Origin of the sequence: Candidatus Terasakiella magnetica, from assembly GCF_900093605.1 — a bacterium.
Taxonomy (GTDB): Bacteria; Pseudomonadota; Alphaproteobacteria; order Rhodospirillales; family Terasakiellaceae; genus Terasakiella; species Terasakiella magnetica.
Genome location: NZ_FLYE01000047.1, coordinates 77,387 through 96,051 on the forward strand (window position 1 = coordinate 77,387; position 18,665 = coordinate 96,051).

Annotated in this window: 13 protein-coding genes and 1 tRNA gene; 6 read left to right on the forward strand and 8 right to left on the reverse strand. The window is 46.7% G+C overall.

Features of this window, described 5'->3' with window-relative positions:
- Nucleotides 1-174: 174 nt before the first annotated feature.
- Both MTBPR1_RS15935 and MTBPR1_RS15940 read right to left on the reverse strand, forming a co-directional pair.
- Nucleotides 175-1,467, reverse strand: coding sequence for an adenylosuccinate synthase (locus MTBPR1_RS15935; protein WP_069190030.1), 1,293 nt, complete (start codon nucleotides 1,465-1,467; stop codon nucleotides 175-177).
- A 24-nt stretch (nucleotides 1,468-1,491) separates the two neighbouring features.
- The gene (locus tag MTBPR1_RS15940; RefSeq protein ID WP_069190031.1) at nucleotides 1,492-2,625 is read right to left on the reverse strand and encodes an ATP phosphoribosyltransferase regulatory subunit; all 1,134 of its coding nucleotides are present in this window, start codon (nucleotides 2,623-2,625) and stop codon (nucleotides 1,492-1,494) included.
- Between the two features lie 354 nt (nucleotides 2,626-2,979).
- Here MTBPR1_RS15940 and MTBPR1_RS15945 point away from each other — a divergent pair, with 354 nt between their 5' ends.
- Nucleotides 2,980-3,978, forward strand: a complete 999-nt coding sequence (locus MTBPR1_RS15945) for an NAD(P)H-quinone oxidoreductase (RefSeq protein WP_205631262.1) — start codon at nucleotides 2,980-2,982, stop codon at nucleotides 3,976-3,978.
- A 116-nt stretch (nucleotides 3,979-4,094) separates the two neighbouring features.
- Nucleotides 4,095-4,691, forward strand: coding sequence for a DUF1013 domain-containing protein (locus tag MTBPR1_RS15950; protein WP_069190032.1), 597 nt, complete (start codon nucleotides 4,095-4,097; stop codon nucleotides 4,689-4,691).
- A 95-nt stretch (nucleotides 4,692-4,786) separates the two neighbouring features.
- Here MTBPR1_RS15950 and MTBPR1_RS15955 read toward each other — a convergent pair whose 3' ends face one another.
- Both MTBPR1_RS15955 and MTBPR1_RS15960 read right to left on the reverse strand, forming a co-directional pair.
- On the reverse strand, nucleotides 4,787-5,449 hold the full coding sequence (locus tag MTBPR1_RS15955) for a response regulator (RefSeq protein WP_069190033.1): 663 nt from the start codon (nucleotides 5,447-5,449) through the stop codon (nucleotides 4,787-4,789).
- 57 nt (nucleotides 5,450-5,506) lie between these two features.
- On the reverse strand, nucleotides 5,507-9,112 hold the full coding sequence (locus MTBPR1_RS15960; RefSeq protein ID WP_069190034.1) for a PAS domain S-box protein: 3,606 nt from the start codon (nucleotides 9,110-9,112) through the stop codon (nucleotides 5,507-5,509).
- A 270-nt stretch (nucleotides 9,113-9,382) separates the two neighbouring features.
- Between MTBPR1_RS15960 and gyrA the strand changes: the two genes are divergently transcribed.
- From gyrA to MTBPR1_RS15975, 3 genes are all read left to right on the forward strand, one after another.
- Nucleotides 9,383-12,127: a DNA gyrase subunit A gene (gene gyrA, locus MTBPR1_RS15965; protein ID WP_069190035.1), complete on the forward strand. Its 2,745-nt coding sequence runs from the start codon at nucleotides 9,383-9,385 to the stop codon at nucleotides 12,125-12,127.
- Nucleotides 12,128-12,173: 46 nt separating this feature from the next.
- On the forward strand, nucleotides 12,174-12,683 hold the full coding sequence (gene coaD, locus MTBPR1_RS15970; RefSeq protein WP_069190036.1) for a pantetheine-phosphate adenylyltransferase: 510 nt from the start codon (nucleotides 12,174-12,176) through the stop codon (nucleotides 12,681-12,683).
- 279 nt (nucleotides 12,684-12,962) lie between these two features.
- Nucleotides 12,963-13,038, forward strand: a tRNA-Lys gene (locus MTBPR1_RS15975).
- 71 nt (nucleotides 13,039-13,109) lie between these two features.
- Here the strand turns inward: MTBPR1_RS15975 and MTBPR1_RS15980 are convergent.
- The 3 genes from MTBPR1_RS15980 to MTBPR1_RS15990 all read right to left on the reverse strand — a co-directional run bounded on the left by MTBPR1_RS15980 (nucleotide 13,110) and on the right by MTBPR1_RS15990 (nucleotide 15,272).
- Complete coding sequence (locus MTBPR1_RS15980; RefSeq protein WP_069190037.1) at nucleotides 13,110-13,502, reverse strand: response regulator; 393 nt, start codon at nucleotides 13,500-13,502, stop codon at nucleotides 13,110-13,112.
- A 106-nt stretch (nucleotides 13,503-13,608) separates the two neighbouring features.
- Complete coding sequence (locus MTBPR1_RS15985) at nucleotides 13,609-14,868, reverse strand: Y-family DNA polymerase (RefSeq protein ID WP_069190038.1); 1,260 nt, start codon at nucleotides 14,866-14,868, stop codon at nucleotides 13,609-13,611.
- A complete protein-coding gene (locus MTBPR1_RS15990) occupies nucleotides 14,865-15,272 on the reverse strand; it encodes a LexA family protein (protein WP_069190039.1) in 408 nt (135 codons plus the stop codon). Before MTBPR1_RS15990 ends, MTBPR1_RS15985 begins: the two co-directional genes overlap by 4 nt.
- A gap of 291 nt (nucleotides 15,273-15,563) precedes the next feature.
- Here MTBPR1_RS15990 and MTBPR1_RS15995 point away from each other — a divergent pair, with 291 nt between their 5' ends.
- Nucleotides 15,564-17,486 carry a PAS domain-containing hybrid sensor histidine kinase/response regulator gene (locus tag MTBPR1_RS15995; protein ID WP_069190040.1) on the forward strand — a complete coding sequence of 641 codons (1,923 nt, stop codon included), beginning with the start codon at nucleotides 15,564-15,566 and terminating at the stop codon, nucleotides 17,484-17,486.
- Here the strand turns inward: MTBPR1_RS15995 and MTBPR1_RS16000 are convergent.
- On the reverse strand, nucleotides 17,483-18,586 hold the full coding sequence (locus tag MTBPR1_RS16000; RefSeq protein ID WP_069190041.1) for a mechanosensitive ion channel family protein: 1,104 nt from the start codon (nucleotides 18,584-18,586) through the stop codon (nucleotides 17,483-17,485). The two genes, MTBPR1_RS15995 and MTBPR1_RS16000, sit on opposite strands and share 4 nt — an antisense overlap.
- Nucleotides 18,587-18,665 lie beyond the last annotated feature (79 nt).

Genomic DNA, 18,665 nt, shown 5'->3' on the forward strand with positions numbered 1-18,665 from the left:
AACGCCCAATTTCGGTATGTTTCACCCACCACTGTGCACATGGTAGCGGAAATCATATCGAAAATCTCATTCATCATAAAAGCTAAACTGTTAAAAGGGTGTGAATAAATATAAAAAAAGCTCCAGATTTATCATCCAGAGCTTTTTAAGTGTAAATCTATAGGACTGAGATAATTACCCGTTGAACGGATCAGTCACCAAAATTGTATCTTCACGCTCAGGGCTTGTTGAACAAACCGCAACAGGCGTGTCGATAAGTTCTTCAATGCGTTTGATGTATTTCACGCATGTTGCAGGCAGGTCAGCCCAGGTGCGTGCACCCTCTGTACTGTCGCTCCAGCCTTCCATCACTTCGTAAACGGGCTCAACTTCAGCCTGTTGTGCCGGGTTTGATGGCAGATGTTTGATGGTTTCACCATTAAGCTTATAACCTGTACAGATTTTAAGCTCTTCCATACCATCAAGAACGTCTAGCTTCATCAGGGCAATACCATTGATGCCGTTGACTTTAACGGCTTGGCGGACCAAAACCGCATCAAACCAGCCACAACGGCGTTTGCGTGCTGTAACCGTACCAAACTCGTGACCGCGCTCGCCTAAGCCTTGACCAACTTCGTCAAACAATTCTGTTGGGAAGGGGCCAGAACCTACACGTGTTGTGTAAGCTTTGGTGATGCCAAGGATGTAATCCAGTGAGCCCGGACCCATACCAGAACCCGCAGAAGCTTGGCCTGCAACGGTGTTAGATGACGTCACGAACGGTACTGTACCATGATCAACATCAAGTAACGTACCTTGCGCACCTTCAAACAGGATGCGTTGGCCTTTGGATTTGGCATCATCAAGCAGTTGCCAGACGATTTGTGAATATGGTGTCAGTTTTGGGGCCATTTCCAAAAGAGGGGCGAGAACTTCTTCAACGCTCCATTCATCATGACCAAGACCACGCAACAGCGGGTTATGGTGGGCAAGAAGTTTTTCCACCTTGGCAGGCAATGTATCTGGGTCAGCCAGATCGCCAAAACGAATGGCGCGGCGACCACATTTATCTTCATAGGCAGGGCCGATGCCGCGACCTGTTGTGCCGATTTTGGCTTTACCCAACGCTTCTTCGCGCACATGGTCGATTTTTTGGTGAACCGGCAGGATCAAACAGGCATTTTCAGCAATTGCCAGGTTTTCAGGGTTGATCTCAACACCTTGGCCGCGAATGGTGTCCATTTCTTCAAGCAGGGCAGCGGGGTCGATGACCACACCATTACCGATAACAGAAAGTTTGCCACCACGCACTGTGCCAGAAGGCAGCAGGCTGAGTTTATATTTTACACCATCAATAACAAGTGTATGTCCAGCATTGTGACCGCCTTGGAAACGAACGACCACATCTGCGCGCTCAGAAAGCCAGTCAACAATCTTGCCTTTACCTTCGTCACCCCACTGGGAACCGACTACGACTACGTTTGTCATTGGTATATACTCCGTTTTACCGCTTTAACCGACAAGCGGTTCAATCTTTCCGTTTAAGAAAATATGACTGCATCCCAGACGTTTGGCTTCTGCCGAAACATCAGATTCGTCTTGCAATCCGTTAACTGTGATATTGCCTTGTTGGCGCAATTTCGCGCTTTCTTGTGCATCAGTTCCAAAAGGAACAAATAATTTCTCAGGGGCCTGTGCTTTTGGCAAGGCCCGCATGAGGCTATCAATAAAGAGGGTAAAGCCAACTGCGGCTTCCCCAGAACCCGCCACATAACGCCCGCCACGGCCCAATTCACCGCGTGCGCCTTTGGCATAAAATGTATAGGTCACGCCTGTGTGATATTCATAGCCACGGTTTTCAACCGCATCAATTGTGATGTTAAGCTCAGGGCTTTGGCTTATTGCCAGCTCATACACACTGATGAGGGACTGGCAAAGCGATTGGGCTTTACCGTCGAGTTTTAAGCTTTTAAGCGTCTCAATGGCCTGTTTTGCCGGGCCTGCGCTATCAAGCAAAATGCTAAATAGATCTGCTGCCTTACCACCAAGGGCTTTGACACTTGCGGCATCTTTGCGATCAAGGGCTGTGCGCAATTGTGATTTTGTTTCATCATCAATATCAAGGCTTTCGCAAATAGCAGGCACCAATGAAGGCAAGCCAAGATCGACACTTAAGTTTTTTGCCCCTGCATTTGTAAGTGCTTCAACAGCCAGCAAAATCACTTCACAATCACTGCTGTGTGCATCTGAACCAATAAGCTCAACACCAGCTTGACCGAATTGGCGCTCTGGGCGCAGTTGTGAGCCTTTAACGCGCAAAACCTGACCCGTATAGCTCAGTCGCAGCGGGCGTGGGGCATTGACAAGGCGTGTGCAGGCGATGCGTTCAACCTGAACCGTCATATCAGGGCGAATCCCAAGCATACGCTGTGAGGCAGGGTCCATCACACGGAAGGTCTGGGCTGAAATAGCCTCGCCACTGCCTTGAAGAAGGTTATCTTCAAATTCAATCATTGGGGGTTTGACACGGTCATAACCCAAGGAGGCAAATGTACTCATAAGATGGTCTGCAACGGATGCTTCATATTGTGCATCGATCGGTAATACATCTTCTAGGCCCGTGGGCAATAATGCTCTGTCAGTCATATCCCTGTCCGCGCTATCATCGCGAAAAATTTCCAAACGCGGCTTTCTAGCCGGAATCACCCAAAACGGCAACGCTTAAATGAAAAAACTCATCATAAGCTTTTAAACTGTTCTGAGAAGAAGGAAGTACAAATTAATTGGGCTGCCGTTATATAAATAACGACAGCCCTTATTTTTATGGCCTCAACCTGTCAAACTTGCCTTTTCGGCTGGCCCCAATCTAGGGGGCTGTGATGGCATGGGTCAAGAAAAATAGTTGCTGCAGCGCAACAAACGTTGACTTTTGCGCAGGCTCGTTATTTCTTTCTATCAACTATCAAATGACTTTTTGAAATATAATTAAGTGAGTGCGCTATGCCACAACAGACGATGAAATGTATTGAGATCAGCGAACCGGGCGCGCCTGAGGTCCTGCAAATGGCAGAACGCGCACGTCCTGAGCTGGCTGATGGTGAAGTTTTGATCAAGGTTGCGGCTGCTGGTGTGAACCGTCCTGATGTTATTCAGCGAAAAGGGCTTTATCCGCCACCCCCAGGGGCTTCTGACCTGCTTGGCCTTGAAGTCGCGGGTGAAATTGTTGCGGTTTGTGGTGATGTTGCTGGCCTTAGTGTGGGTGATAAGGTCTGCGCGCTAACCAATGGCGGGGGATATGCACAATATTGTAATGTGCCCGCCCAGCAATGCCTTCCCATCCCGGCAGGTTTAAGCATGGAAGAAGCTGCGATTGTGCCGGAAACGTTTTTTACGGTCTGGTTTAACCTGTTTGTTCAAGGGGGCTTAAAAGAAGGTCAAAGCTTGCTTGTGCATGGTGGTTCCAGTGGAATCGGCACAACGGCAATTCAGGTCGCTACCGTATTGGGGGCAAAAGTCTATACGACAGCAGGTTCTGAAGAAAAATGTGAGGCATGTCGCAAACTGGGTGCGGTGATGGCGATTAATTATAAAGAGGCTGATTTTGTTGATGTGATCAAAGAAGCAACAGGTGGAAAAGGCGTGAATATGATTCTTGATATGGTCGGTGGAGACTATATTGCGCGCAATATCCGCTGTTTGGCCAGAAAAGGCCGTTTGATCAACATTGCTTATCTACAAGGCTCAAAAGCCGAAGTTAATTTCATGAGCGTGATGATGAAACAGCTTCAAATCACAGGCTCTACATTGCGCCAGCAGCCCCTCGCAGTAAAAGCACAAATCGCTGAAGAACTGCAGGAAACAGTCTGGCCTTTGCTTGAAAAAGGGGCTGTGAAACCTGTGTTGCACAGTAGTTTTGAAATGGATCAGGCCAAAGAATCCCATGAGTTGATGGAAAGCTCTCAACATATCGGAAAAATCGTGCTCAAAGTAGAAAGTTGATCTCTCTTCATGGAAGAGGTTTGACCTGAGCGAAAAGTCGATTATATAGTAGGGCAAATATCATTTTGGTCGATTCTATATAATCGACATCTTAAAGTAAGAAAAGGATCAACGAGATGGCGCTGCCTCTTATGCCCAAGGCGACGGCCGTTTGGCTTGTCGAAAACACGGCTCTCAGCTTTATTCAAATCGCTGACTTCTGTGGTTTGCACGAGTTGGAAATTCAGGCAATTGCCGATGGCGATGTTGGTATGGGAATGCAGGGTCTTGACCCGCTTGCCAATGGTCAGCTTACACAAGCTGAACTAGACCGTTGTGCCGCTGACCCAGCTTCACGCTTGAAACTTGCTAAATCAACCAACCCGATGCCTAAGGCACGAGGTAAAGGTGCACGTTACACGCCTGTATCAAAACGCCAAGACCGTCCAGACGGTATTGCATGGTTGTTGAAAAACCACCCTGAATTACAGCCTGTGCAAATTGCAAAACTGTTGGGAACTACAAAACCGACAATTAAGGCGATTGATGATAAGACGCACTGGAATTCAACCAATATCACACCGCGCAACCCTGTAACATTGGGTCTATGTACGGAAGCTGATCTTGAAAAGCTGGTGATCATTGCACGCGCACGTGCGGCCAAGCTTGGTAAAGCTGAAGAAAAAGCAGAAAGCAAAGTGCAGGAAAGCACTGAGGCATCTTCTAAAGAATAAGCCTTTTCTTTACGCCTAAGAATAAAAAGAACCCTCTCACCATTTTGGTCAGAGGGTTCTTTTTTGTCTCTATGTCTCTTTGAAAAAAGACGCTTTTAAGTCTGCCAGCCGTTTTGAAGGGCAATGCGCACTGCTTGTGCACGGTTGGCTGCTTCCATCTTGCGATAGATGTTGCGCAGATGGACCTTAACGGTGATTTCCTGAAGGCCAAGCTTGCGCGCAATTTCCTTGTTTGTATTACCTTCGATCAAATGACCGAGGATTTCTTTTTCACGATCACTCAGACGAGACAGCGGGCCATCTTTTGGCGCTGCATTATTTGCGCTGCGACCAATGGGGCTATCGTCATTGTCTTCTGGTGTATCTTGAAAGGCAGCGGACGGAATATATTTTTCACCGGACAATACAAGGCGCAATGCATTGACCATGGCAGACCCGCTGATGGTTTTAGGCACATAACCCGCTGCACCGCGCTCAACAGCTTCAAGCACATCATGGCGGTTAAAATGGCCTGACAGGATAACAACGGGGGTATCAGTGTGTGTGTCACACATTTTAATCAACCCATCAAAGCCGTTCATACCCGGCATTTTCAGGTCCATGAGAATAAGGTCTAATCCAGTTGTTTTGTCAGCAAGCGCATAGGCTTCGTCAAAAGATGCAGCCTCAACAATCGTAACGTTTGGATCGAGTTCTTCCATAAAAGGCCTTAGACCTTCGCGTACAAGATTGTGATCATCTGCAATAAGGATTTTCATTTATTTTTATTCCACTTTTTAAATTTGCGCATATCATATGTTAATGACGCGCGATTCTCAATCACCAAAAGTAGAAATCTTATCTTTTCCAATAGATTGAGCTGCTTTTTCTACTTGTGATGATAATTCAGACAGGCTAACAGGCTTTTTAAGGATACTAAAGGCAAGCCTATTTAGGTCTTCTTGGCTGATATCTTCCATTCCGGTATGGCCCGTTACAACGATGATGGGGATATCAGGGTTGCGTTCCTTGAGGTTTTTGATCAACACATAGCCATCCATTTTAGGCATTCGCATATCCGTTACGACAACATCGACAGGGTCAAGGTCATAAAGCTCAAGTGCTTCTTCACCATTACTCGCGATATTGACTTGGAGGCCGTGGGAATAGAGATATTCCATCATGGCTTCTGCCGCATAAATTTCATCATCAACAACAAGTACGCTGGCACCATCTACATCAAACTCAAGGTCTTCGTCCGGTGTATTGTCTTCATCATAAGTCTGTGCAATCTCAAGAGGGGAAGCATTTTCGACCTGTTGTTCGTCTTTTTCTTGAGGGGTAAAACAAGGTAGGTTGATATCAAACCTGGCACCTTTGTGAATGTTGCGCGCCCTGATAATGCCGCCCATGGCTGCAATAATGCCGTAGCTAACAGAAAGGCCCAAGCCTGTTCCTTTGCCGACTTCTTTTGTGGTGAAGAAGGGGTCAAATAATTTTGCCAAAGCTTCTTCAGGGATGCCGCCACCATTATCAGTCACGGCGATATTAATCTCATGATCGGCTTGATCATAAATCATCAGCACTGAAATTATTTTTTCTGCAATTTCATCGTCACCTAAATTCTGATGGCGTTGGTTGATGGCATCGCGTGCATTGTTGATTAGGTTTAGAATAACCTGTTCAAGCTGAATGGGGCGGCCTTTAAGCATACCATAATGCGCGGGGTAGCGCACCTCAAGCTGAATACCTTCTGCTAAAAACTGTGCTTCGACCATATCCACGGATTGACTGATTACCAGTGTGGGGTCAAAGGTTTCTACGCTGCCTGTATCTTTGCGGCTAAAGACCCGCATATGGTCGATAATATCGGCCATACGGCCACTTTGCATGCTGATAAGATCAAACTGTTTTTGAATTTCTTCTTCAGTGATTTTATTTTTGCTCATTTTGAGCAAACTGCCTTCAGCCGCAAAGCGCATGATATTTAAAGGCTGGCTTAATTCGTGTGTAATACCTGCTGCCATTTCTCCAAGGGTGGCAAGCTTGGAGGTTTGGGCAAGATGCTCATTCACCCGATTTCTTTCTGTCACATCACGAATAATCAGCAAGCGTGTGGTTAAGCCAGCGTAGGAAACCGGGCGTGAGGTGATATCTGCTTCGAAGATCGTTTGATCGGTTTTTCGAAGTTTGATTGAGTTTAGATATTCTGTTGGGTCTTCAGACTTAAAATCAGGGGCATGGGCAAAGATGGGCTTATCTTCGACGATGAAATCAAGGAACGGTCTGTTGAGGATTTCTACGCGGTTTTTCGTCACAAACAGGGCATGGCCTTCAGGGTTTGAAAAGACGATTTTGTTGTTTTCATCCAAAACCAAAATGGCATCAGGTGACATATCAACAAGGCTTCTGTAGCGTCCTTCACTTTCACGCAATGCTTCTTCTGCAATCAGGCGGCTATGTTCACTCCTCAAGCTGGAGAGCCCATAGCCCACATCATTGGAAATTTCTCTTAACAGGTTGATATGGCGTTGTTTGAATTTGCTTCTTTCTTTGGTTGCCACATTGAGGAAACCGGCAATTTTTGTGTCGATCCAGATGGGGAAAATACCGGCGCATTTAATCTCGCTTTGTATGAAGCTGTCTTTAAAATCTGGAAAGGCCTGTTGCAGCAGGGTCTCGTTCATTTCCATGAACTCCTGCTTGATAAAGGCTTGTTTCAATGTGCTGGAAGGGCGGTGATCGACCAAGGAGATATCGAGCCCGCGCTGCATGTTGATTTTCAAAAATTCCGGCAATTGACCGGGGGAATTGAAAAGGGAAATCCAAGCGATATCAAACGGTGGTGTCTCGGTGATGATGCGGCAGATTTCAGAGAGGATAAAACTTTCATTGCGGGCATGGAAAAGTACGTTGCTGCATTTGGTCAGTACTTCAGAATAGAGTTTGTTCTGGATGAGCTCTTTTTCACGGGCTTTGATATTGGTGATATCTGTGTAAATTCCAACGATCCCGCCTTCTGAGGTCGCATGCTCATGAACAAGAAGGTGCTTGCCATTGCTGAGTTCAATCTCACTGCTCGTACAGCTTTTATGTTGGGCGACAATCACACTACAAAAAGCATCTGTTAATGGCTTTGGATATTTAACCGCATTTTCTCTCTCACATATTTTGATCAGCTCCAGATAGGTGAAAGACCTGTTGGCATAAGGGGCAATAACCGGGAACATTTCTAAAATAGTTTTATTCCACATGACCAGACGGTCATCCGCATCCCACATTAAAAAGCCGTTGGGCAGCGCGTTGATGCCTTCTTCAAAGCGGGTTTTATATGTTTTGGTTTCCGTAATATCCGTGCCTGTGCCGCGATAGCCGCGAAAGGCACCATTTTCATCAAAATAGGGCTTGCCGTTAATGGTGACGCAAAGATCGCGACCATTGACCTCAGTTGAATATTGAAAATCACGAAAGGGGCGGTGGTTTTGCAGGTCATCCCAGTGGTTGACCCATTTTGCACTCATGGCCGCATCTTCAGCAAAGATGTTGCGTGTTTTACCTAGTAATTTTTGCTGTGGAAGACCTGTTTGAGAGGTAAATTGTTCTGAAAAATAGCTGAAACGATGTTCTTCATCGGTTTCCCAGTACCAGTCAGAGCTGGCATCAACAAGGTCGCGGAAACGTTTTTCGGTACCTTGCAGGGCTTTTTTTGTAATCTGTAAATCGTGTGTAGATAAATAAAAGGCGATCAAATCCGCAATAGAACTCGCAAATTGTTTGTCGCTGTCATTCCATTTACGCAGGCGCCGCCGTGTATTGACCTGCAAGGTACCATGAGCTTGTTTACCAACACCGACCGTTGCAATCAAAATAGATTTTGGCTGGGTCCCTTCAGGCATAGACTCCATAAGGTCAAGGCAGCGCATGTCGTTGCGCGCATCAGAAAAACTAATGGTACGTTCCCCGCGCAAAGTGCCAAAGATGCCGGGGTGGCGATCTTTTGACATTCTCATGTTGATTTGAAGCTTATTGCTGCGGGCATCAAAGAAATATTTAACTTTTAAAGCGGTTTGATTGTTTTCAAAGACCCAGAAACTGACTTGTGAGGCATCAATTGTTTTTGCGGTTTCACGCAAAAGCCATTCAACGGCCTGCTTGGGTGTTGCCTCCTGATCGGGGCGCAAGAAAAGAGTGAAGCCTTGAGAAATACGTTCAATGGCTGCCAGATAGCGGCTTGAATGGGGGCTATCTTCAATCTCATGGCGCTTTTCTCTAAAAAAGAAAATACCTGCCGCAAGACCAAGAATGGCAAAGACGAGGGAAATAAGAGCGTTTTCGACAAAAATAAAAGCCGCGTGGGGTTCAGCCCAAGCTGGTGATGAAAAAAGTAAAAAGCAGATTGAAAAAAAGATCAATTGCTTGGCGTTTGCGAGCTTTGTCGGCATCTTGTCATTTCATTTATATTGATCTGATTTCGATACTCTATCGCATCTGTTTGATCAGGCAAAGGCCGCAAGATGAAAAAGGAACGTTTTTATTGTTAAAATCGTCATAGTTTTGTTGTTGTTGAATTTGAAAATTGCTATACCTTTTTACCAAATAAAAAGAAGTGTCTTATCCTTTTGAAAAGAGGACTAAAAAACACGACTTTTTAAGAAGTAATAACAGATTGGGTTACTCAGTTGACGAGCGACAACGAACAGACACCTTCGGGCATGGATATTGCCCCGGTTTCCATTGAAGATGAAATGCGCAGCAGCTACCTAGATTACGCCATGAGTGTAATCGTCTCACGGGCGCTGCCAGATGTACGTGACGGGTTAAAACCTGTTCACCGTCGTATTCTCTATGCGATGAAGGAAAGCGGGTACGATTATAATAAACCGTACCGTAAGTCAGCCCGTATCGTCGGGGATGTGATGGGTAAATATCACCCGCACGGCGATAGCGCGATTTATGATGCCATGGTTCGTATGGCGCAAAATTTCTCCATGCGTTTGCCGTTGATTGACGGGCAGGGGAACTTTGGTTCCATGGATGGTGATCCACCTGCAGCCATGCGTTATACCGAAGCACGTATGGATAAATCAGCCCATAACCTGATTGCTGATATCGACAAAGAAACAGTTGATTTTAAAGCAAACTACGATGATACCACGCTGGAACCATCGGTTCTGCCTGCACAATATCCAAACCTGTTGGTTAATGGTGCTGGTGGTATTGCGGTGGGTATGGCAACCAATATCCCGCCCCATAACCTTGGGGAATTGATCGATGCCTGTTGTGCCCTGATTGATGATTCTAACCTGAGCGTTGATGATCTGATCAATGATTATGTGTTTGGACCAGATTTCCCAACAGGTGGGATTATCCTTGGTCAAACTGGTTTGCGCTCCGCCTTCCACACCGGGCGTGGCTCTGTTGTGATGCGTGGGCGCACAAATATTGAAGAAATCCGCAAAGACCGCATGGCGATCATTATTACGGAAATCCCTTATCAGGTGAATAAGGCCCGTATGATTGAAAATATGGCCGGTCTGGTGCGTGACAAAAAGATTGAAGGCATTGGCGATCTGCGTGACGAATCTGATCGTCAAGGTGTTCGCGTTGTTGTGGAAATCAAAAAGGGCCACCAGCCTGAAATCGTTTTGAACCAGCTTTTCAAATTTACACCGCTGCAAACAAGCTTTGGTGTGAATATGCTGGCGCTCAACAAAGGCCGTCCAGAATTGATGAACCTGAAGCAAATCCTTCAGGCCTTCATTGAATTCCGTGAAGAAGTGATTACACGGCGCACAATCTTTGAACTTGGTAAAGCGCGCGACAAAGCCCATGTGTTGGCTGGTCTTGCGGTTGCGGTTGAAAATATTGATGAAGTGATCGAATTGATCCGTGCAGCACCTGATCCACAAACGGCGCGTAGCCAGTTGATGGAACGTAAATGGCGCGCTGGTCAGGTTGAACCGCTTATTGAATTGCTCGATGAGCCGGACCGTCAGGTTGTTGAAGGCATGTATCAGCTTTCAGAAACTCAAGCCAAATCGATTCTTGAGCTGCGTCTGCACCGCTTAACAGGGCTTGAGCGTGAAAAAATCGCCGGTGATCTGCGTGAATTGGGTGTAGAGATTGAAGAATATCTCTCCATCCTGCGTTCACGTGAAAAACTGATGACCTTGATGCGCAACGAACTTGTTGATATGCGCACCCAGTTTGCCACACCGCGCCGTTCTGAAATTCAAGAAGCTGAATTTGAACATGATATTGAAGATTTGATCCAACGCGAAGATATGGTCGTGACGGTCACAAGCTCTGGCTACATCAAACGTGTGCCGCTTGATACCTACCGTGCACAACGTCGCGGTGGTAAAGGTCGCTCGGGCATGAGTACCAAAGACGAAGATATTGTTGAAAATGTCTTTGTTGCCAATACTCATACACCACTGTTGTTCTTCTCTTCCAACGGTATGGTTTATAAGATGAAAGTCTACCGCCTGCCGCTTGGGACACCGCAATCCAAAGGTAAGGCAATGGTCAATCTGTTGCCATTGGATGAAGGTGAGAATATCTCAACCGTGATGGAATTGCCGGAAGACGAGTCTGAAGCTAAGGATATGCACATCATGTTCTCCACCGCCTCAGGTGGGGTGCGTCGTAACCTGTTGTCTGATTTCACCAACGTGAAGGCAAACGGTAAGATCGCCATGAAGCTTGATGATGGTGATTCTATGGTGGCTGTGTCGATTTGTACGCCGGATGATCATGTCTTCTTAACTACTCATAACGGTCAATGTATTCGTTTCTCTGTTGAAGATGTCCGTGTCTTTGCCGGGCGTAATTCAACAGGTGTGCGTGGTATTCGTCTGGCTGATGAAGACCGTGTCATTTCTATGTCGATCCTTAACGGTGGCAAATGGACAGCCGATGAGCGCGATGCTTATCTTCGTTATGCCAATGCCAAACGCCGTGGTGATGAAGACGTGGTTGCTGAAGGTCTAAGCGAAGAACAAGTCGCTGAGATGGAAGCTTCTGAAGAGTTCCTGCTTTCTGTAACGGAAAGTGGTTATGGTAAGCGTTCTTCTTCCTTTGAATATCGCACCACAGGGCGTGGCGGTAAGGGGATTGCCAATATCGAAACGTCTGAGCGTAACGGTAATGTGGCGGCTTCCTTCCCGGTTGAAGAAGAAGACGAGATCATCATGGTCACCGATGGCGGGCAATTGATCCGCACAGGTGTGGGCCAGATCCGTATTGCAGGGCGCAAGACACAAGGTGTGACGCTTTTCCGTGTTGCTGAGGGTGAAAGCGTTGTTTCTGTGAGCTGTTTCCGTGATATGGGCGATGATGGCGAAGAGATTTCTGAAGAGGGCGAAGAGTCTCCTTCAGGTGAGGAAGAAAATCAACAACAGGCAGACCAATCTGCCGACCAACAGGAAGGCGAAAGTGAGGGTGCAGAGGGTTAAGCTTCTGCACATTCTGTCTTACTGCTTTTGATGGAGTTCATGTGTCATGGCGAATAAGCGTATCGGTGTGTATCCGGGTACTTTTGATCCGGTCACCAACGGCCACCTCGACATTATTGAAAGAGCAACGAATCTCGTTGATCATTTAGTACTTGCTGTTGCGATCAACCGCGGCAAAGGGCCATTATTTTCCCTAGAAGAACGGGTCGCGATGGTGGAGCATGAATTGCCTGCCATCATGGCGCGCACAGGCGCAACCATTGAGGTGAAGCCCTTTGAAAGCCTATTGATGAATTTTGCAGCAGACCAAGGCGCAAAAACCATCGTGCGGGGTTTGCGCGCGGTTTCTGATTTCGAATATGAATTTCAGATGGCGGGGATGAACTCCCACCTATCGCCAGATATTGAAACGGTCTTCTTGATGGCTTCTGATAAATGCCAGTTTATCTCTTCGCGTTTTGTGAAAGAGATTGGTAAGTTAGGCGGCGATATTACGGATTTTGTGAGCCCTAATGTAAAAGAGAATCTTCTTGAGCGTTTTGAAAGTCAGGACTGATTCTTTCTTGATTGAGCCATTCTGAGCAATGGTGTGAACTTTAGATATATTCAGGACTCTCTTGTGATAAAAAATCTTCCATATATTATTTATGGGGGATTTTTTTGTGTAAAAAAACAAGGAAGAAAGAAGTTTCAACTATTTGAAAATAAACATTTTTTAAATAATTTTCATTTTTTTGAAATTCTTTGTTGACCAATGGGGCCGACCCCACTATGTTCCGCCTCACCAAACGGGACGGACAACACGCCACACGGCAGTTCGGACCACCTCTGATGAGGGCACTTAGCTCAGCTGGTAGAGCATTCGACTTTTAATCGAACGGTCAGTGGTTCGAACCCACTAGTGCCTACCATTTCAAAACCCCGCTTCACTGAAGCGGGGTTTTTTGGTTTTCATATGATTTTTATGTTGAGAAAAGAGGCTTTAAGCCGATGCTTTTTCTTTTTCATTTAAAAGTGTGGTGATGGTATCGATGAGCTCATTTGTTGGTAGAGGCTTTTCGAAGAAGGGAACGTCTAGGCGGTCAAACTCTTCTCGATGCAGCTTATCGCAATTGCCAGACAGAATAATGGGTGAGACCTCTTTATGTTCAGCCAATATATACATCACGAGTTCATAGCCGTTAAAGCGTGGCATCATATGGTCGGTTACCACAACATCAACCGGAGTTTCACCATTTAAAATCTCGACAGCTTTTGTGGCGCGGTCAGCAAAGCTAAATTTCCATTGCACATTCCCATAATGCAAGCGCCGCTTAATCGCGCGCAGGATATGTTCTTCATCATCAACGAAAAGAATATGGGGAAGATCAGCCATGTCACCACCGTGTTCATAAATAAAAAACCATATGCGCCAAATAGCCTATCACGCTATCCCCATATGGTGACATGTTTTTATTAGTTTTCATTCTTATCTGAAATCTTTAGCGTACTTTGGGTAATTCCTGCCAGCAGGTGGTATAGCGCGGGGAGGAAAAGTTGCGGGTGGCATACCAATGGCGTGTCTTTTTACATTGCCCAACATTTACACTGCCTTCGCCAAAGCGTTTGTTCAGATGATCAAGGGCCTGCATCAGCGGCGTGGCCTTTTCATCAACAGGGACCAACAGGGAAGGGGTGGCTTTGCTTTTGGGGATAAGTTCCAGCAGAAATACACCTGCCTGTTTATACTGAAACCCCTTGCGATAGATATGGCGCAAGGCCTTGAGCATGGTCTGAACAATCAGGCGGGAATCATCATTGGGGTACTCAAGGCTAAGGGTCTGACTTGCGCGATATTGTTTGAGCTCATCACGATGGGCATTGGTGCGGATAAAAACACAGATTTGGCAGGCGACAAGTTTACCACGGCGAAGTTTCTCTGCTGCGCGCATGGCAAAGGTTTTTATGGCTTCTTCCAAATCCTCCCGACTTTCCAGCATTTCACCAAAAGAACGGCTGACACAGATGGTTTTTTTATCCGGTGTTTCTTCTTCAAAAGCCAAGCAGGCTGTACCGCGCAGCTCAAGGGCAGTGCGCAAACCCACAACCCCCATCTTTTGGCGCACCCATCTTTCAGGAGCATTGGCAAGATCAAGGGCATAATGGATACCGTCGCCTTTTAACTTATGTGCCCAACGTCGCCCAATGCCCCAGACATCGCCAATGGGGGTGGTGGCAAGGCCGTAGTGGAGCTCGCCGCGGCTCAGAAGAACTTCCACCCCGCCGCGACGGGGTTCGTTTTTTGCAATTTTATTGGCGATCTTACATAAGGTCTTGGTGCGTGCAATACCGATGCTGATGGGGATGCCTGTCCAATCCAGCACGGTCTGTCGAATGTTTAGGCTATAGGCGCGCAAATCCAGATGCTCCAGCCCCTTAAGTTTGAGAAAAGCCTCATCAATGGAGTAGATTTCCACATCGGGGATGAAATGTGACAGGCAGGTCATGACGCGGTTTGACATATCCCCATAAAGGGGGAAGTTGCACGAACGCACGACCAATCCTTCGCGTTGGAGGTATTTAACCTTGAAAAAAGGCTCTCCCATGGGGATACCCATTTGCTTTGCCTCTTGTGAGCGCGCAATCACGCAACCATCATTATTGGACAGCACCACGATGGGCTTGCCAATCAGGTTGGGTTCAAATACCCGCTCGCACGAGGCATAGAAATTATTACAGTCAATCAGCCCGACAATACTCATTCAAGGTCTCGCACCGAATTTTTAACCACCCCCCAGATGAGCGCATCATCACTTAGCGCAATATTGGGATAAGCCGGATTATCTGCCTTAAGGTAACATTGCCCATTGCGTCGAATAAGGCGCTTTAAGGTCATTTCTCCATTGATGACTGCAATAACAATACTGTTGTGTTTGGCCTGTAGGCTGCGATCAACAATAAGAAGGTCACCGGGGAAGATGCCCGCGCCTGTCATAGACTCCCCACTGGCGCGCACAAAAAAGGTGGCGGCAGGATGTTCAATAAAATCGTTTAGGTCCAGACGGCTTTCTTCATAGTCTTCAGCAGGGGAAGGAAAACCCGCAGGCACGCGTGAGAGGAAGTAGGGTAACTTTAATTTGCTAAACAGCGGGGTGAAAATATTCATAACAGGCTCCATAATTAGAACATAATAAGAACATTTTTAAAGTGAGTCAATTTATGAATAAGCTGTGATCACGCGCACTGTTTTTCAAGCCAAGGTCTGCAAGACTATAGCTCTGCGATGAAAAAAGGAGTGACGACATGTTTGATTTCATTTTTGCCCTCGCCATCGTGCCGGCAGGTGCTGTTTTAAGTGTATGGTTGTCAAAGAGCTAAGAGAACACGAAAGAGGCTGGTCAGTTGTGAAAAAATATGCCAATTAAGAGGGAACATTATTTCCTTATGGACATATTTTATGAGCCCGTCAGACCAGTCAGATAAAATTGCCGCTTTAGAAGAAGAGGTTCGCCAGCTTAAAGCGGAAGTGGAAAAAGCAAAGCTGTCTGAAAAACGCTTTCTGGATGCGTTGCGCTTAAGCCCGATGGCATTGTGCCACCATGATACTAAGCTGCGCTACACATGGCTTTATAACGGTCATATGGGCTTTGTGCAGGATGAGGTGATTGGCAAGACCGATTGGGACATTCTGGGCCAAGATTTGGCAGATCGCATGGGCGTGATTAAACGTCGGGTTTTGGAAACGGGCATTGGTGAACGTGTGGAAATGCCAACGGTTTCCGGTGATGAAGATTCGGAATATTTCGACCTTGTTGTCGAGCCCATGAAAGAAGCAGAGAGCGGCGAAGTTATCGGTCTGGCCTGTAGTGGCATTGATGTGACCGATGATCGGCGTCGCCGCGAAGCCTATAAGGCAAGTGAAGAAAATTTACGTTTTATCTTTAACGCTTCACCCATTCCCATTGTGGTGACCCATTTGGTTGATGGCAACCCGCTCTTTTACAATAAAGCAGCGGATAATGCTTTTAAGCTGCAAGATCGTAAAAATATTTTTGAATGGTTGGGCATTGAGCAGGAAGTTAACGCCACCTTTGCCAGAGGCGAGGCGGTAAATGAGCATAAATTTGCTTTTGTGAGCGATGCGGATGAACAGCAGTATTTCACCATTTCCTGTACGAAAATTTTCTATGATGGGGAAGCGGCTGTTCTATCCACCTATCATGACCTGACCCAAGAAGCACGCTATCAACAACATCTGGAAGAAGCCAAGGAAAAGGCAGAACTTGCCAGTGTGGCTAAATCCCAGTTCTTGGCCTCAGCCAGCCACGACCTGCGCCAGCCTTTGCATGCCATGGGCTTGCTGCTTAGTGTGCTTGAACAATATATTGTTGATCCTGCTGGCGTAAAAGTGCTGGATCGGATCACCAATTCGCTGGAAACAATGAATGAATTGTTTGCCGGGATTTTGGATATTTCCAAGCTAGATGCCAATGTGGTGCCGGTTAATCTGGAAGCTGTCAGCGTGCGCCATTGTTTTGATATGCTGGAACAGGAATTTGTCCCGGTTGCAGAAGAAAAAGGCCTGCAGCTGACTTTCGTTAAAACATCCTGCCATGTCCAAACCGATGCGGTACAGTTTGAACGTCTGTTGCGCAACTTTATTGGCAATGCCATTCGCTATACCCCAAAAGATGGGCGCATTCTTGTCGGTACAAAACGTCATCAAGGGCAGTTGACTTTTTATGTCCATGATACAGGTATCGGGATTTCCCCACAGGACCAGAAAGTCATCTTCCAAGAGTTCCGCCAAGTGGGTAATCCTGAGCGTGACCGCCGTAAAGGCTTGGGGCTTGGCCTTGCCATTTGTGATCGCATCTCAGATTTGTTGGGAACGAAGATCGGCCTGTCTTCACAAGAAGAAAAAGGATCAAGCTTCTGGTTCTCCTTGCCCACTGTTGAAGTGGAAACGCGCAAGGAAGAGGCCGCGGTCCAAGGCGATGGTTCTATATTGGAGGGGTGTCGCGTTCTCTTTGTTGAAGATGAAGTCGATGTTCAGATCGCAACTGAATATATGTTTGAGGCATGGGGCTGTGTGCCACTGGTGGCAGGTTCTGTCAGTGAGGCCCTTGCCCATTGCGATGCAGGTAAAGAACGCCCCGATGTGATTGTGGCTGATTATCGACTGCGCGAAAATGAAACAGGTCTAGATGCCATTATGGAAGTGCGCAAAAAATTGGCTCTTAACATTCCGGCTGTTGTGCTTTCAGGCGATACAGCACCAGACTTAATCCGCACTATGGAGCGCCACGGACTGGTGTTGCTTAATAAGCCCTTGATGCCAAAAGAGCTGCGCGAATGTATGTCTGAAATGCTGTCTTAAGCCGTTTCTTCAGGCATTTGTTCTAGATAGAGCGATTGACTTGGGAAGGCAAAGCCAGCTTCTGCTTCTTCAACAATGCGTTTAAAGGCGATGATATGATCGCTTCTAATCTGGCGCCATTCTTCCCAATTGGTTGTTTTGGTAAAATAATAGAGATTGATGTCGATGCTGCTGGCACCAAAGTGGGTGAGATGCACCATCTGGGCAACCGGGCCTTTGGCCTCAACCTTTGCATCATTGGCGATATAGTCACGCAAGGCGTCAACAATTGTTTCAAGCTGTTGGGCGGTGGTGCGATATTCAAGCCCTAATGTCATTTTAATACGGCGGTTGGTCATGCGTGACCAATTGGTGATGGGGCTGTTGGCAAGCTTGGCATTGGGCACATTGACAAGGGCTTTGGCAAAGGTGCGCACTTTTGAGGCGCGCAGGCCGATGACCTCAACCGTGCCTTCCACATGCGGGGTTTCAATCCAATCGCCTTTTTGAAAAGTCTTATCAGTGAAAATGGTCAAGGTACCAAACAGGTTGGCAACCGTGTCTTTTGCGGCCAGTGCAACGGCCATACCCGCAAGGCCAAGACCGCCAAGAAAGGCTGAGACATTAATGTTCCATTGTTCCAAAATGGCAACGCCACCGATGACAAGGACAATGACTTCAACACTGCGAATAAAGAACTGCTGTAAATCTTCATTAACGGCCTTGCCCATTCTTTGACCAAGGCTGAAGACCGCTTTTGTAATAGGCGGGATCGTGCAAAATAAAGCCCAGAATAAACAATAGGTATAAAGGGCCGAAATAGTCGGTGCGGTGATGTCCAGCCAGCTTTCAGGCAGGGAGAGAATCTGTAAGGCCAAGGAGGCACCAATGATGACAAACAGGAATTTTACCGGATTTTCAAGGGCGCAGACCAAATCATAATCAATGGTATTTTTCGTGCGCAATGTCAGTTTTTTGGCAAAACTGATGATGATGCGGGCAAAAAGACTGCGCAAAATCAGAAAGGTGAGAAAAACGCCTAAAGCAGAAAGTTCTTGTGCATAAGGGAGTTCTTCTAAAGATTGTATGAATTCTGAAATGGGGATGTAGATTTCGTCCATTTTGCACCTGCTTGTATAAAACCTTTTCATGGTCATGGCTGTGTTGAGCCGAGAAGTCAAGCACCATTGATAAGACTTG